Origin of the sequence: Gordonia sp. ABSL11-1 (assembly GCF_030315685.1) — a bacterium.
In the GTDB taxonomy this organism is placed as follows: Bacteria; Actinomycetota; Actinomycetes; order Mycobacteriales; family Mycobacteriaceae; genus Gordonia.
In genome coordinates this window covers 265,909-280,014 of record NZ_JASXSI010000005.1, presented here as the reverse complement: position 1 = coordinate 280,014, position 14,106 = coordinate 265,909, and the positions used below count along the sequence as shown (strand labels likewise).

Sequence of the window (14,106 nt, the reverse complement as noted above, 5' to 3'; positions counted from 1 at the left end):
TGCAGAGTGCTCCACCTTTTCGACATATGTCAAGTGCGAGGCTACGATGGACGAATGCCGAAGACCTTGCCGATGGTCGACATCAGTGCCCCGATCTGCTGCGCCCCGGTGTCAGCGGCCCCGCTCGATGACAACACCGCATTGGAAATCGCGTTGCGGCTCAAGGCTTTGGCCGACCCCGTGCGGATCAAGCTCGTCTCGATCCTGCTCGCCGACACCGATGACGGGATCTGCACCTGCGACCTCGCGACGGCCGTCGGCCTCACCGAGGCCACGACGAGCCACCACTTGGGCCAGCTTCGGAAGGCCGGCATGGTCACACCCGACCGCCGGGGGATGAACGTCTACTACCGCGCGCGTCCGGACTCGCTGGACGCACTACGCAACGTCCTCAGCGCCACCACGGGGTGCTGCTGAACCGGCCCAGGCGCAGGCGTCACGGCACCCCGCTAAGGCTTCTAGGTCTGCACTCACGGGCAGCCTGAGCAAGTCGCGACCGCGTCGCTTGCGTCGGCCTTCTCTCGCATCGGCGAACCGCCGCCGATGCCTTGCGAGATGGCACAGAAAGTTCTGAGATTGGCCTTGCGCTTCGCACGCATGTTCGATAGATTGGATTCAGCAGGTTCGAGTTGATGTGCGTTACCGCCACACCCCCGGGGTGTGGCCCCAAGAATCCGATGAGTCTCCTGCTGACCTGATCTGTCGACTCTTGGGGGATTGCTGTGAGCATCATCGACGACATCTCGGACGCCGTGCACGATCTCTCCGTCGACGACGCAGAGATGACCGGGCCGCAAGCGTTCGACGCCATGCGGGCACTCCTTACTCTGCGTAACCTCATCGGTCACCACGCCGCGGTGCTGACCAGTGCGCTCGAACGGTTGCGTGTGGCGAAGGATCACGGGCGTAGTACCCGAGAGTTGTTGATTGTCATGGGGTTCGCGCCCGCCGTCGCGCAGCGACTCATCCGCGTCGCCGGATCGTTCACCACCCTGCCCACATTGGCCGCCCATGCGGCTGATGGGGTGATCTCCGGTGAGCACGCTGACGCCATCGTCCGCGGCGTCGAGCACATCGGGAAAAGATCACCGGAACCGATCGACGACGCCCAACGTCTAAACCATGTGACAGATCTTCTCGGACAACACTTCTCCGGCGCCACCCCCGCCGACATCCTCGATCGTGCCCGCACCCTGGGCAACCTCGTCGCCGACGACACCGACGGCGGCGTGCCTGCCGCTGAGGACCGCACCATCAACACCCTCGCCAAGAACAAGACCACCGACGGGCGCCTGCACGTCGAGGCCGACCTCGACACCGAAGTCGGCGAAAAATTCCAGGCCGCGATGGAACACTACGGCGCACCCCGGCCCGAACCCGACGGCTCCCCCGACGCCCGATCCACCGAACGACGCCTCGCCGACGCTTTGGAGACCCTGCTCGATATCGCCGCCGCAGGCGGACACGACGTGAGTATTGTGCCGAGAACTCATGTGGTCCTGACCATCCCCGCCGACAACCCCAGAGATTCGTCCCTCGAGTACATGGGATCGATCACCCCTGCCACGATGAATCGACTCGCCTGCGATCCGACCATCACACCACTACTCGTCGACGGCGAAACCGTGCCCCTCGACGTCGGCAGAGACAAACGGCTGTTCACACCCGCCCAACGCAAAGCCCTCTACATCCGCGACAAATGCTGCATCAAATGCGGAGCGCCCGCCGAACGCTGCCACGCCCACCACATCACCCACTGGAGCCAGGGCGGCGACACCTGCCTGGAAAACGGCTGCCTGCTGTGTCCGTCGTGTCACGCCGACATCCACCACAACGGATGGGACGTGTTCATCGGCGCCGACCACCATGCCTGGCTCATCCCACCAGTTGCCGTCGACCCCCAACGAAGACCCGTACCCAGCTACAGCAGACGCACCCTGACCCTCGACAACCTGCCCACCGCCGCCTGACCCCATAACGACTCTCCACCGACCACAATCTCGCACCCGGCCACGCCGGGACCGCATCCGTACCTTGACAACTCCACAGTGTGAAACCCGGCACCGCAGGATGTCGCATATCCGACGGCACCCGCAGACAACCCATCTGCCGGTGTGCGCGATCCGCGACACCCACAGCGGTCATCCATGCCCTGCCGCAATACCCTCCGCAGCAGCGGTGTCGCTTCTAGAGTTGGGGTCATGCAACCACGAATCGTCGGCACCACCATGCCGGTCCTGGAGCTGCGACTCGACGCCGGAGAACACCTCATTGCCGAAGGCGGTGACGTCTCCTGGCTCTCTCCGGGATTCGACATGGAGACCTCCACCGCGTTCGGTTCGGGTGGTCGCGGCGGATTCATGAGCGGACTCAAACGTCTGATCGGCGGTGGTCAACTCTTCTTGACCAAGTACACGGCTCCACGGGCCGGCGGCTTCGTCGCGTTCGCAGCCCAGCTGCCGGGGGCGATACGGCAACTGCAGATCGACGCATCAGATGTCTATATGGTCCAGCAGGGTTCGTTCATGGTGAGTACGAATGATGTGGAGATCTCGGTGGGACTCCAGAAGAAGCTGGGGGCAGGCGTTTTCGGAGGCGCCGGGGTGGTGTTCCAAAAGCTGTCCGGCAACGGCACGGCCTGGGTCCAACTCGCCGGCGAGATCATCGAGTACGACCTGGCGGCCGGAGAGTCGTTGTTGGTGCACCCCGGCCACCTCGCGCTGTTCCGCGCCGAGATGCCACTCGAGTTCGCCACGGTGAAGGGCGTGAAGAACAAGTTCTTCGGTGACTCGATGTTTCTGGCGCAGATCCATGGCCCGGGCCACGTGTGGTTGCAGTCGATGACGCCGTCGAAGCTCGCGGCAGCGATCGAACCCTATCTGCCGCAGGACAACTCACCCTCGGCCAGTAACTGAGTAGACCAGGCCGGAGTGAACTACGCGGGGCCGGCCAGGTGACGTCGCCGACCAGAACCCGCGCGATGGGTCTCAGGCTTCGATCGACACGTCCGACACAGCGTCCACCGCTTCCACGAACGGGGGGATGAAGAACTGCGCACCGAGCACGCAGCATGCGTGGCCACCGTCGACGTCGAATCTCCACGCACCCGGGATGCCGTCGACGAGCAGTTGCTGACGAGCGGGTTCGACCTGCCGGTCGCGGGTGGAGATGACCACTGACGTCGGGACGTCGACCTCGTGCAGCCATGGGCGCGAATCGAATTCACCGAGCCCGTCACCGAAGCTGCCCATGTGCGACAGGGGGGTGGAGAAGAACTGGCGCATCGCCCACACCGAGGTGTGCACGGTCGTGTCGTCGAGGCGGCCGATACCGGGCCGCGGAATCGCCTTGCTGAGGACTGACAACACACGGCCCAGCCGCTGGGACTGCGCCCGGAGCTCGGGATCGCGGGTACTGAAGTACGGGCCGGTGGAGCAGAGGACGAGACCGGAGACGCGCCCGCGGTGGCGCTGCCAGACGAGCTGTGCAATGCCTCCCCCCATGGAGAACCCGGCGGCGGTGAACTTCTCGATGCCGAGGTGATCGGCCACTGCGACGACGTCGTCGGCGCAGTCGTGCAGAGAGAAGTCGGCAGACCGGATGCCCCGACCATGCCACCGCTGGTCCATGGTGATCACCCGATACCGGTTGTTGAGTTGTGGGATGACCGGATACCAGCACAACAGTCCTGTGGTGAGGACCGAGTGCAGCAGGAAGACCGCCGGTGCGTCCTTCGGCCCGGAGTCGGTGACGTATGTCTGGCCGCGACCAGGCAGATCCAGCGTCGACCCAGGCGGGACGTCCCGGACCGGATAGGGGCGCAGGACGTGTCCGAAGGCACGGCAGACCCCGCGCGCGAACTGTGCACTCACCATGTCGACGGTACGCGGATCAGAGTGAGAATTACCTGTGGTCAGCGGTAGTCGATCCTGAATTCCCAGGGCAGGTGACCCAGAACACAAGGTGACGTGGGATGCTCGAAGAATGATGGACATCGACCGTCCCAAGATCGAGGGTTCCGTCGCCGTCGGCGACGGGCGGCGACGGATCGGCTTCGCGGAGTTCGGCTCGGCAACCGGGCGAGCACTGTTCTGGCTGCACGGCACACCCGGAGCACGGCGGCAGATTCCGACCGAGGCCCGCGCCTTCGCCACCGAGGCCGGAGTGCGCATCGTCGGTCTCGACCGTCCCGGTGTCGGGTCGTCGACGCCACACAGCTACCGCAACGTCTACGAGTTCGCGGACGACCTCGGCACCGTCGCAGACTCGCTCGGAATCGACGAGTTCGCGGTCATCGGGCTGTCGGGCGGCGGCCCCTATGCACTCGCGGTCGCCCACGCCCTCCGGAACCGCGTGGTGGCAGCCGGAATCCTGGGCGGCGTCGCGCCGACGGTCGGTCCGGATGCGATCGGCGGCGGGGCGATGCGGCTCGGTCGGCGTGCCGCACCCGTCCTGCAAGTGGCCGGCGATCCGATCGGGAAAGTCGTGAGTTCGGTCCTGTCGGTGGCGCGCCCCGTCGCCGACCCCGCGATCGCGGTGTACGGCCGACTCTCGCCACAGGGTGATCGAGAATTGTTGTCGCGCCCGGAATTCCGTGCGATGTTCCTCGACGACCTGCTCCACGGCGGATCTCGACGCATGAGCGCACCGTTCGCCGACATCGTCGTCTTCTCCCGCGAGTGGGGCTTTCGCGTGCCCGAGGTCGGCGTGCCGGTCCGCTGGTGGCATGGCGATCGCGACCACATCATCCCCTACAGCCACGGTGAGCACATGGTGTCGTTGCTGCCTGACGCGAAGATGTTCACGATGCACGGCGAGAGCCATCTCGGCGCGCTCGGCATGTCCGTGGACATCATCACGGAACTCCTCGCAGTGTGGGACCAGCCGCGGCTCGCCTGACCGACATCTGCGGGCACGGGCCGGCTGTTGATCAGGGCGCTGTGGTGGAGAGTTTGATCAGGGCGCTGTGGTGGAGAGTCCGACCGCGAGGCCGAGGACGACGCCCATCACGAGGAGTTCGATAGCGGCACGCCGCAGCGAATCCGCCTCGGAGCCCCGGTGCCGCTCAACCGCCGGAACCCAGGTCATCCGGTGCCGGGCGCCCTGTCCGATGAGCACGCCCATGCCGACGAGTTTGGCGAGAAGAATCCGGCCGTAGCCGGACTCGATGATCTCGCCGAGGCCACCCACCTCGATCAGCCCGGCGATCACCCCGCTGACAGCGACGACAACGACAGCCCACAGTGCTCGCGCCGAGAAGACCGGCAGAGCGGCCGCCCACCCCGCACGACCCCTGACGGTCAGGACCATGGCCGCGAGGGTTCCGCACCACCACGCCGCCGCGAGGGCATGCGCGCCGATCAGCACCGGACCGATGGCCTGCTGACTCGGATGTCCGGTGATGGAGGTGGCAAGCACGCCGATACCCGCGAGGATCGCATACGCCGCAGGTGGCGGATCGACGCGCTCCGTCAGGTCGAGAACGGCGATGACGATGATCATGCCCGCCACGATGAACTCGATGAGCTCCGGTGCGCCCGAAGCGATCGTGTCGGCGAACTGGTTGACTCCGACCGACGTCGGCGCCTCCCCCGCCTGATCGGCGGTCCGCATCCACGCGGTGACGAGCGCTGCGATCAACCAGGCACCACCGACTCCGCCGATCGCCCTCGCCGAGGGCTCCAGTCCCACCGTGGGCAGCGAGCCGAGCCCGACCAGGAGTACTGCGGCGCCCACCGCGACGGCAGCCGGTATCGCCAAGGCCTCGGGGCCGTCGGGAGCAGCGAGCACCCAGCAGACGCCGACCCCGACGAGCATCGCGAGCAGTGCGCCCGGCACGGTCAGGTCGCGAATCCGCGACCCCCGTCCCGATGCGCGACCACCCGCGATGCTCATGTCGGCGCCGTCAGACCTACGACGATGTTCCGGACCGGCGGGTCAGCCAGAACACCACACCGAGGCCACCCACCAGAACGACGATGCCGCCGACGATGAACGGCCACAACGGCGGCCCGTCGTCGTCGCTCGACGACGCGGTGTCCGCGAGCTCGCCCGGGGTGCCGCTGCCGGCGGTGGTGAGCTCGAACGACCGGCGGCCTTCGACAGGATGGCCGTCGGCGGAGGTCACGCGGTAATTCATCGTGTAGGTGCCCGCGGGTCCGAGTTCCCGCAACGCGGCACTCAGGCGCGGGCCGTCGACGGTGGCGTTGCCGTCCTGCCAGTAATGGCCGTCCGGCCCGACCACGGTCAGCACTGCGAACGACACCTGCAGTGGCTCGTTGAACGTGATGGTGACCTGCGCTGGACCGGACGCGACGGAAGCGCCGTCGGCGGGATCGGACGACACGACGCGGGAGTGTGCCGAGGCGACCGGCGCCGACCACGTACCGATCAGGCCGGTGAGCAGCACTCCGATCAGAACGAGGAGCGTCGAGGATAGCCGACGATCACGCATCGTCGCCCCGGTCCGACTGATCGCCGTCGGCCGTCGCGCCGCCACGTCGTCCGCTGCGGGTCAGTGCCGCCACGCCGAAGACGGCTCCGAGCGCGCCGACGACGAGTCCGACACCGCCCAGCCACCGGGCTGCGCCGTCGGTCGCCGAGTCCGACGCCGACGTCGAGGTGGTGGAGGCGGTCCCGGTGGACGACGTGCCGCCGTGGGTCGTCGAACCACCGTGGTGATCAGCGCCCTCTTCCGCTGCCGGAAGCGTCAGGGTCGGTGCCGGATGCTCAGGTTCCTCGCCGCCCTCGGTCATCGGCTGGGACCAATCGGCTTTCTTGCCGTCGGCGTAGGTCTGCAGGGCCGGCAACGACACCGATTCCTGCTCGGGGAACGGCCCGCCGGAGATCCGGAACTGAGCGAACTCACCGACCGGGACGCCCGGAGTGTTCGGCAACGCCGTCCAGGTGACCGAGGTGACCTCTTCGGTGGAGGGGTCCTTGGCGACCGTGGTCTTCCAGCCGGGCATCACCTCCGGGCGCGCTGACTTCAGCTTGGGCAGCGTAACCGTCAGCTGGGTCGTCGCCGCGGTGTCCGACTCGTTGGGTACGACGAGGGTGACCACCCCGTATCCGCCTTGGGTGAGGGTGGGCGCGTTGGCGGTGACGTGGGCGGAGGCCGCACCGACGCCGGCAAGGGTCGCGGTGGCGGCCATGGTGAGAGCGGCGGCCGGGACTGCCAGCCGTCGGATGATTCGGGTGTTCATTCAGATGTCTTCCTGGTTGCGGACACGGAGGGTGTCACGGGTGCGCCGGCGTCTCGTACCCTGTCTCGAGTTGCACCGCGCCGCCCACGATCGGGCGGGTCGCATGACCACGGCGCGGCCACGACCACAGCGCGGCCACGCCTGCGGAGGACGGAGACGCGGGAGAGCGAAACATGACAGGCGCGAATGTTCCGTCGGCACCGGAATCCGAATGTCGATGTCCTATGGACCCGGACGGAGGTGGTGCGACGGTGGGGCGGGATCAGCGCACCACAGGTGGTCCGCGTACGCCCGCGCCACCGATGACGACGTCGATGACCAGGAGCGGGGCGTCCCACCGTGCGGGGCGGACGCCCGGTACGGTGATCCGCGGCAGAGGCGCCAGGCGGCGGAACGTCCGAGTGACCGCATCCAGCAACGCAGCAGCGGCGACGATGCACACCGCGCTGACCGGAACCGCGACGAGGTGGGTCAGCAGCATCGGCAGCAGCGCGTCGTGATGCATCGCCGACGACGTGTGCCCGATGCTGAACGAGATGTGTGCGCCAACCTGAGCGAGGGTCAGCACGGCGATCGCGAGAACAGTTGCCGACGCCGCGGACTGACGACGTCGACCGCCGAGCACGAGTCCGACCAGAACGCCGATCGATGCGCTGAGCACCATGCCACCGCCGCCGGGCAGTGATCCGGAACCGAGTCCGTGGGCGGCGACGGCCACCACGGGGACGACGACACCCGCCGCGACGCGCACGAGCACGTCGGGCGACCGATCGTGCGTGGCGGGGCCCATGGTCGACAATCGTAGGGCGTGTCGCGAGTCCACCCACCGCCGCCTCGGGCGATGAAAGAATGGCGACATGTCGCACCCGTCGACCGGAGTCGAGATCCGCGAACTGGCGTCCCCTGGCGAACTCCACGAACTGACCCGCGTGTTCGACGATGTCTGGCACCCCGATCCGGGCCGTCGACCGGTGAGCGCAGACATGTTGCGAGCACTCTCCCACGCGGGCAACTACGTGGCAGGGGCCTTCGTCGGCGACCGACTCGCCGGTGGGAGCGTGGGATTCTATGCCGCCCCGGCCGGTACGACCTTGCACAGCCACATCACCGGCGCGTCGCGAATCGGCCGCGGGCACAACGTCGGTCACGCCCTCAAACTCCATCAGCGGGACTGGGCACGGTCTCGCGGCCTGCGGTCGATCACCTGGACATTCGATCCGCTCGTCGCGCGCAACGCCTACTTCACGATCGCCGAGCTCGGCGCGGTGCCGGTGGCCTACTACCGCGACTTCTACGGCGAGCTGTCCGACGAACTCGCCGGCGCAGACGAGAGAGATCGCCTCCTGGTGACGTGGCCGGTCGATGCGCCGGAACCCGAGCCGACGACCGAGACCGTCGATGACGTACTCGCCACCGGCGCCCGGCTGATCATCGAACTGGACGATGACCGCCCGCGCGTCGTCACCGACATCCCGGTCGGCGACACCCTGCTGATCCCGGTACCGCGGGACATCGAGGCGATGCGGCGATCGCGGCCGGTCGCCGCATCGCACTGGCGGCTCGCCGTGCGCGACGCGCTGACGCCGGTGTTCGCCACGAACGGCACGATGCTCACCCACCGAACCCGTTTCCTGCGCTCCGGCCACTACGTCGTCGAGCCGATCGACCGCTGACGACCACGCTCAGCCGGTACTGCTCAGTTGGCGCTGCTCAGACGGTGCTGCGACGCAAGGTGACCCGATAGGTGTAGTGCTCGGGCAGGAAGTGCGAGACCGCGAGCTCGACCGCGTGACCCTCGGCGTCGCTGTAGAGCCTGTCGACCCGCAACATGGGATGCCCGACGGCACAGTTCAGTTGCTCGGCCACCGCGGGATCGGCGGATGCGACCGTGATCGACTGCGCCGCTTCGGTGATCGGTCGCGGCAGATGGGGCTCGAGGAGTCCGATCATCGTGTACGCGCTGGTGGCGCCGGCCTGGACCTCCGGGCGGTCGACGACGAGCCGACCGATCTGTTCGGGCCACCACACGGTCGTGACGACGAACGGCACGACTTCGTGGAAACGACGAAACCCCATCCGGTAGACCAGATCGGTGTCGAGGCGGAGTCGCCCGGCCGCGTCGAGGTCGACCTGCCTGCGAGGGGACGACATCACCTCCATGGTGGTGTCGTCGGACAGGTTCATCAGGTCCTCGATGGACCCGAGCTGTCGGAGATAAGGCCCCCGCCCCTCGGTCGCGAAGGTACCCCGCCCGGGGACCCGGTACACCGCGCCCTCGGCCACGAGGTCCTGAAACGCCCGCCGCACCGTCTGCCGACTCAGGCCGAACTCGTCGGAGAGCTCCGATTCGGTCGGTAGGCGGGCCCCGCCGCGGTAACGTCCCTCCGCGATCTGCGCACGCAACGTCCCCGCCAGGGTCCGGTAGGCCGGGGCAGCGCCGTCGCGTGGGGTCATCGCGATGATCTTAGCCTCCGCTCAGATCCCACCCCGGGCGACGAGCTGGCTTGCGATCACATTGCGCTGGATCTCGTTGGTGCCCTCACCCACGATCATCAGCGGCGCGTCCCGGAAGTACCGCTCGACGTCGAACTCGGTCGAATAGCCGTAACCGCCGTGGATTCGGACCGCGTCGAGGGCGATGTCCATCGCGATCTCCGACGCATACAGTTTGGCCATGCCGGCCTCCATGTCGCACCGCTCTCCGCGGTCGTACTGTTCGGCCGCATGCCAGGTCAGCTGTCGGGCCGCGGTCAGCTTGGTGGCCATGTCGGCCAGATAGTTGCCGATCGACTGGTGCTTCCAGATCGGCTGGCCGAACGACTCGCGCTGCTGGGCGTAGGCCAGCGAATCCTCGAGCGCCGCGGTGGCCACCCCCAGGGCGCGGCACGCGACCTGGATGCGGCCGGTCTCGAGTCCCTTCATCATCTGGCCGAATCCCTTGCCGGGCACCGTTCCCAGAATGGCGGACTTCGGCACCCGGTAACCGTCGAACGAGAGCTCGCAGGTCTCGACACCCTTGTAGCCGAGTTTCGGCAGGTCCCGCGACACCGTCAGTCCGGGACCGTGTTCGCACAACACGATCGAGATGCCCCGATGGCGCGGCTGCGCCGTCGGATCGGTCTTGCACAGCAACGCGATGAGACCCGACCGCCGGGCGTTGCTGATCCAGGTCTTCGACCCGGAGATCACCAGATCGTCGGCGTCCTCGCGTGCCGAGGTCGCCATGTTCTGCAGATCCGAACCGCCGCCGGGCTCGGTGAGCGCCATCGTCGCCCGCATCTCGCCCGTGGCCATGCGCGGCAGGTACTGCTGCTTCTGTTCCTCGGTGCCGAACAGTGTCAGCAGTTTCGCCACCACCGTGTGACCGCCCATGGCGCCGGCCAGGCTCATCCAACCGCGGGCGAGCTCCTGGGTGACCTGCGCATAGCACGGCATCGACACCGGCGAACCGCCATACTCCTCCGGGACCGCCAGCCCGTAGATGCCGATCTGCTTCATCTGCTCGATCCACTTCTCCGGGTACTCGTTGGCGTGTTCGACCTCCTGCACCGTCGGTTTGACGTCACGATCGACGAACGCGCGGATGGTCTCGACGAGGAATGACTCTTCGGCGTTCAGGCTGCTCATGGATTCCACCTCACGGGAGACACCACCGGGGGACGATCACCCGGCCCACATTTGTACGGCCATATTCGCAGCGTCGCGGCCACACTGTCAAGAGCGAGCCGGGTCGGAGGTCTCCAGCGCAGGAACGTTGCCGCTCTTCCGTTGCCCGGGGAGGTCTGTAGTAGCCTTCATGGAACACGATTTGGCCGCACATTTGTGCGCCAGGGAACGAGGATCTCGTGCATACACACCCACGACGGGCGGTGCTGGTGGCCCCGGCGTCCGACGACCGCAAGGCCCGTAAGGCTCTAGGCTCCGCCGCCGATGAGGTCGTCCTCGACCTCGAGGACGCCGTGACCGCCGACAACAAGTCGTCCGCGCGCGATACGGCGGCGGGCCTCGTCGCGGAGTTCGGCGACCGGCGACCTGTCTCCATCCGCATCAACGCGTTCGACACCGAGTGGTTCGACGCCGACGTCGCCGCCTGCGCGGCCATGGGGCCGTCCCTCGGATCGCTGATCCTGCCGAAGGCCGAATCGGTCACCCACCTCGCCGCAGTCGATCGACTCCTCGGCGACGCCCCGGCCCGGCTACAGATCCTGGTCGAGACGCCGCTCGGCATCCGCGACATCGGCCCCATCTGCGGCGCCTCCGACCGGCTCGACGCCGTCATCATCGGCTACGCGGATCTCGGTGCGACGCTGGGACGTTCGTCGACCGCACCGCGATCGGTGTGGCATCCGATCCAGGACGCGGTGCTCGTGGCGGCCCGCGCGGCAGGGGTGTCCGTCGTCGACGGACCGCACCTCACCATCGCCGACGACGACTCGTTCCGAAACGCCAAGACGTGGGTCCGTGACCTCGGTTTCGACGGGACGTGGGTCATCCACCCCGCCCAGATCGACTCCGCCACCGAGATCTTCACCCCGGACCCCGAGGCCGTGGCGGACGCTCGACGGGTGCTGGCGGCACTCGACGCGGCCGCCGCGCGCGGTGACGGCGCGGCAAAGCTCGACGGGCGGATGCTCGACGAGGCGCTGGCCGTCTCCGCACGCCGCGTGCTGGCGAAGGTCGGATCGGCATGAGTGGACAGACGATTCCGGTCGGCGGCCCCTACTTCGACGAACTGACCGTCGGACAGACCTTCGACGACGCCCCGTCCGTGACAATCACGACGGGTATGGCCGCGTTGCATCAGGCGATCCTCGGCGATCGCCTGCGTCTGCCCCTCGACGTCGCGCTGAGCACTCGGGTGACCGGGCGCGGGTCCGCCGTCGCCCATCCCGGTCTCGTCACCGACCTCGCAATCGGACAGTCGACCCTGGCCACCCACCACGTCAAGGCGAATCTCTTCTATCGCGGCCTGCGCATCCTGAGCGCACCCCACGTCGGCGATACGCTCACCACGACCACCGAAGTGGTCGGGTTGAAGGAGAACTCGGCGAAACCGGGCAGAGCCCCGACCGGACTCGCCGCCCTGCACATGGTGACGGTCGACCAGGACGGCGTCGCCGTCCTCGACTTCTACCGCTGTGCGATGTTGCCGCTGAGCCCCTCGCCCGATCCGGGACGGACCGCGCGCGCCGATGACCTGTCCGCGATCGGCACCGGCGCGTCCCTCGAACCTGTCCTTCCGACGTGGGATCTGGCGGCCTATCGCGCCACCGTCGGCGGCCAGCACTTCTCCCCCGACCTCGCCGGCACCGTGTTCGCCTCGAGCGGTGACGTGGTGTCGAGCGCACCCGAGCTCGCCCGCCTCACCCTGAACATCGCCGCCACCCATCACGACGAACGGGTGGGCGCCCAGGGCCGGCTGGTCTACGGCGGCCACACGATCGGCCTCGCCCTCGCCCAGGCCACCCGGGCGCTGCCGAATCTCGTGACCGTGCTCGGGTGGGAGTCGTGCGATCACACCGGCCCCGTCCACGAGTCCGACACCCTGACGAGCCATCTGCACGTCGAGGCGGCGACGCCGCTGTCCGCCGGCGGTGGCATCCTCGACCTGCGGTCGCTGGTCGTCGCACACGAACCCGACGGATCGCACCGTCCCGTCCTCGACTGGCGTTTCGGCGCCCTCATGGCCTGACGTGGACAAAGGAGAAGTACCTGTGACAACCGAGAAACCGCTCGCCGGACTCCGCATCGTCGAGGTGTCGAGCTTCGTCGCGTCACCTCTGGCCGGACTCACGCTGTCCCAGCTCGGTGCCGACGTGACCCGTGTCGACCCGATCGGCGGTGCAGCCGATGTGCACCGCTGGCCGGTCACCGCTGAAGGCGAGTCGATCTACTGGGCCGGGTTGAACAAGGGAAAACGTTCCGTCACAGCCGACCTCCGCAGCGACGACGGCCAGGAAACGGTTCGCCGTCTCATCACCGCACCCGGTGACGGCGGCGGCATCCTCCTCACCAATCAGGCGGGCCGAGCGTGGATGAGCCACGAGACCCTTGCGGCCCTGCGGCCCGACGTGATCACCGTCGAGATCCTCGGCCGCACCGACGGCACACCGGGCGTCGACTACACCGTCAACGCCGGTCTCGGGTTCCCGATGATCACCGGTCCCGTCGACCACTCGGGCGTCGTGAATCACGTCCTCCCCGCCTGGGACGTCGCGTGCGGACTCTATGCGGCACTGGCGATCTCGTCGGCGGTCCGTCGACGGGAGCGCACCGGTGCGGGCGCGCACGTCTCGCTGCCTCTCGAGGACACCGCGCTGTCCATCGCGAGCACCCTCGGTTACCTGACCGAGCCGCAGGTGACCGGGCAGGGCCGGGAGGGCACCGGCAACGCCGTGTACGGCACCTTCGGCACCGATGTGGCCACCTCCGACGGCGGCCGTTTCATGCTCGTCGCCCTCACCCCGCGCCACTTCCGCGATCTCGTCGAGCTCACCGGGGTCGCCGATGCGGTCGCCGCCGTGGAGAAGGCACTCGATGCCGACTTCCGCTCCGAGGCCGATCGATTCACTCATCGCGCCGTTCTCACCGCGCTCATCGAACCGTGGTTCGCCCGGCACACGTCGGCGGAGGCCACCGCGGCGCTGGCGTCGTCGTCGGTGCTGTGGGAGCAGTACCGGAGCTTCTCCGACGTCGTCGAGTCCGGCGCGCTGTCGGCGAATCCGATGTTCGCCGAACTCGACCAGCCCCGCATCGGCCGCTTCCTGGCCGCCGGACACCCGGCGTCGTTCGACGGCGAGCACTACTTCACCGGCCCCGCATCCGAATTGGGCGCGGACAACGAACGATAAGGCGCGGCCGACGATCCCTGGGGAGCGAGCTTGCAGGCAGGTGTCGGCCC

Annotated in this window: 15 protein-coding genes; 8 read left to right on the top strand and 7 right to left on the bottom strand. The window is 67.8% G+C overall.

Going from position 1 to position 14,106, the window contains the following annotated elements; all coding sequences use genetic code 11:
- The first annotated feature begins 54 nt into the window (after positions 1-54).
- The 3 genes from QSJ19_RS08380 to QSJ19_RS08370 all read left to right on the top strand — a co-directional run bounded on the left by QSJ19_RS08380 (position 55) and on the right by QSJ19_RS08370 (position 2,915).
- The gene (locus QSJ19_RS08380) at positions 55-417 is read left to right on the top strand and encodes an Rv2640c family ArsR-like transcriptional regulator (protein ID WP_286319603.1); all 363 of its coding nucleotides are present in this window, start codon (positions 55-57) and stop codon (positions 415-417) included.
- A gap of 305 nt (positions 418-722) precedes the next feature.
- Positions 723-1,970, top strand: coding sequence for an HNH endonuclease (locus QSJ19_RS08375; protein ID WP_286319601.1), 1,248 nt, complete (start codon positions 723-725; stop codon positions 1,968-1,970).
- Between the two features lie 231 nt (positions 1,971-2,201).
- The gene (locus tag QSJ19_RS08370) at positions 2,202-2,915 is read left to right on the top strand and encodes an AIM24 family protein (protein WP_286319600.1); all 714 of its coding nucleotides are present in this window, start codon (positions 2,202-2,204) and stop codon (positions 2,913-2,915) included.
- Between the two features lie 72 nt (positions 2,916-2,987).
- Here QSJ19_RS08370 and QSJ19_RS08365 read toward each other — a convergent pair whose 3' ends face one another.
- Positions 2,988-3,875: an alpha/beta fold hydrolase gene (locus QSJ19_RS08365; RefSeq protein WP_286319599.1), complete on the bottom strand. Its 888-nt coding sequence runs from the start codon at positions 3,873-3,875 to the stop codon at positions 2,988-2,990.
- Positions 3,876-3,984: 109 nt separating this feature from the next.
- Here QSJ19_RS08365 and QSJ19_RS08360 point away from each other — a divergent pair, with 109 nt between their 5' ends.
- Entirely contained in the window at positions 3,985-4,899 is a 915-nt protein-coding gene (locus QSJ19_RS08360; RefSeq protein ID WP_286319598.1) for an alpha/beta fold hydrolase, read from the top strand.
- A 57-nt stretch (positions 4,900-4,956) separates the two neighbouring features.
- Here QSJ19_RS08360 and QSJ19_RS08355 read toward each other — a convergent pair whose 3' ends face one another.
- The 4 genes from QSJ19_RS08355 to QSJ19_RS08340 all read right to left on the bottom strand — a co-directional run bounded on the left by QSJ19_RS08355 (position 4,957) and on the right by QSJ19_RS08340 (position 7,995).
- Positions 4,957-5,895 carry a CopD family protein gene (locus QSJ19_RS08355; protein WP_286319597.1) on the bottom strand — a complete coding sequence of 313 codons (939 nt, stop codon included), beginning with the start codon at positions 5,893-5,895 and terminating at the stop codon, positions 4,957-4,959.
- Between the two features lie 16 nt (positions 5,896-5,911).
- A complete protein-coding gene (locus QSJ19_RS08350; RefSeq protein WP_286319596.1) occupies positions 5,912-6,454 on the bottom strand; it encodes a copper resistance CopC family protein in 543 nt (180 codons plus the stop codon).
- A complete protein-coding gene (locus QSJ19_RS08345; protein ID WP_286319595.1) occupies positions 6,447-7,205 on the bottom strand; it encodes a YcnI family protein in 759 nt (252 codons plus the stop codon). The genes QSJ19_RS08350 and QSJ19_RS08345 overlap by 8 nt, the downstream gene beginning before the upstream one ends.
- A 262-nt stretch (positions 7,206-7,467) precedes the next feature.
- Complete coding sequence (locus QSJ19_RS08340; protein WP_286319594.1) at positions 7,468-7,995, bottom strand: YtxH domain-containing protein; 528 nt, start codon at positions 7,993-7,995, stop codon at positions 7,468-7,470.
- A 67-nt stretch (positions 7,996-8,062) separates the two neighbouring features.
- On the opposite strand from QSJ19_RS08340, the gene QSJ19_RS08335 reads away from it, so the two are divergent.
- Positions 8,063-8,878, top strand: a complete 816-nt coding sequence (locus QSJ19_RS08335; protein ID WP_286319593.1) for a GNAT family N-acetyltransferase — start codon at positions 8,063-8,065, stop codon at positions 8,876-8,878.
- Positions 8,879-8,915: 37 nt separating this feature from the next.
- Here QSJ19_RS08335 and QSJ19_RS08330 read toward each other — a convergent pair whose 3' ends face one another.
- Together QSJ19_RS08330 and QSJ19_RS08325 are read right to left on the bottom strand one after the other, a co-directional pair.
- Positions 8,916-9,659, bottom strand: a complete 744-nt coding sequence (locus QSJ19_RS08330; protein ID WP_286319592.1) for a GntR family transcriptional regulator — start codon at positions 9,657-9,659, stop codon at positions 8,916-8,918.
- Between the two features lie 21 nt (positions 9,660-9,680).
- Positions 9,681-10,832, bottom strand: a complete 1,152-nt coding sequence (locus QSJ19_RS08325; RefSeq protein WP_286319591.1) for an acyl-CoA dehydrogenase family protein — start codon at positions 10,830-10,832, stop codon at positions 9,681-9,683.
- 248 nt (positions 10,833-11,080) lie between these two features.
- On the opposite strand from QSJ19_RS08325, the gene QSJ19_RS08320 reads away from it, so the two are divergent.
- Genes QSJ19_RS08320 through QSJ19_RS08310 form a run of 3 tightly spaced genes read left to right on the top strand, consistent with a single transcriptional unit; the run spans position 11,081 to position 14,056 of the window.
- Positions 11,081-11,896 carry an HpcH/HpaI aldolase/citrate lyase family protein gene (locus tag QSJ19_RS08320; protein WP_286319678.1) on the top strand — a complete coding sequence of 272 codons (816 nt, stop codon included), beginning with the start codon at positions 11,081-11,083 and terminating at the stop codon, positions 11,894-11,896.
- A complete protein-coding gene (locus QSJ19_RS08315) occupies positions 11,893-12,897 on the top strand; it encodes a MaoC family dehydratase (RefSeq protein WP_286319590.1) in 1,005 nt (334 codons plus the stop codon). Before QSJ19_RS08320 ends, QSJ19_RS08315 begins: the two co-directional genes overlap by 4 nt.
- Before the next feature lie 22 nt (positions 12,898-12,919).
- Positions 12,920-14,056 (top strand): CoA transferase, encoded by a 1,137-nt coding sequence (locus QSJ19_RS08310; protein WP_286319589.1) that lies wholly within the window; start codon positions 12,920-12,922, stop codon positions 14,054-14,056.
- Positions 14,057-14,106 lie beyond the last annotated feature (50 nt).

What these genes read in the sequence shown, in the direction of transcription:
- QSJ19_RS08330 (WP_286319592.1), bottom strand. Translation starts at nt 9,659, where the DNA reads ATGACCCCACGCGACGGCGCTGCCCCGGCCTACCGGACCCTGGCGGGG.
- QSJ19_RS08350 (WP_286319596.1), bottom strand. Translation starts at nt 6,454, where the DNA reads ATGCGTGATCGTCGGCTATCCTCGACGCTCCTCGTTCTGATCGGAGTG.
- QSJ19_RS08365 (WP_286319599.1), bottom strand. Translation starts at nt 3,875, where the DNA reads ATGGTGAGTGCACAGTTCGCGCGCGGGGTCTGCCGTGCCTTCGGACAC.
- QSJ19_RS08370 (WP_286319600.1), top strand. Translation starts at nt 2,202, where the DNA reads ATGCAACCACGAATCGTCGGCACCACCATGCCGGTCCTGGAGCTGCGA.
- QSJ19_RS08380 (WP_286319603.1), top strand. Translation starts at nt 55, where the DNA reads ATGCCGAAGACCTTGCCGATGGTCGACATCAGTGCCCCGATCTGCTGC.
- QSJ19_RS08345 (WP_286319595.1), bottom strand. Translation starts at nt 7,205, where the DNA reads ATGAACACCCGAATCATCCGACGGCTGGCAGTCCCGGCCGCCGCTCTC.
- QSJ19_RS08325 (WP_286319591.1), bottom strand. Translation starts at nt 10,832, where the DNA reads ATGAGCAGCCTGAACGCCGAAGAGTCATTCCTCGTCGAGACCATCCGC.
- QSJ19_RS08355 (WP_286319597.1), bottom strand. Translation starts at nt 5,895, where the DNA reads ATGAGCATCGCGGGTGGTCGCGCATCGGGACGGGGGTCGCGGATTCGC.
- QSJ19_RS08340 (WP_286319594.1), bottom strand. Translation starts at nt 7,995, where the DNA reads ATGGGCCCCGCCACGCACGATCGGTCGCCCGACGTGCTCGTGCGCGTC.
- QSJ19_RS08360 (WP_286319598.1), top strand. Translation starts at nt 3,985, where the DNA reads ATGATGGACATCGACCGTCCCAAGATCGAGGGTTCCGTCGCCGTCGGC.
- QSJ19_RS08315 (WP_286319590.1), top strand. Translation starts at nt 11,893, where the DNA reads ATGAGTGGACAGACGATTCCGGTCGGCGGCCCCTACTTCGACGAACTG.
- QSJ19_RS08335 (WP_286319593.1), top strand. Translation starts at nt 8,063, where the DNA reads ATGTCGCACCCGTCGACCGGAGTCGAGATCCGCGAACTGGCGTCCCCT.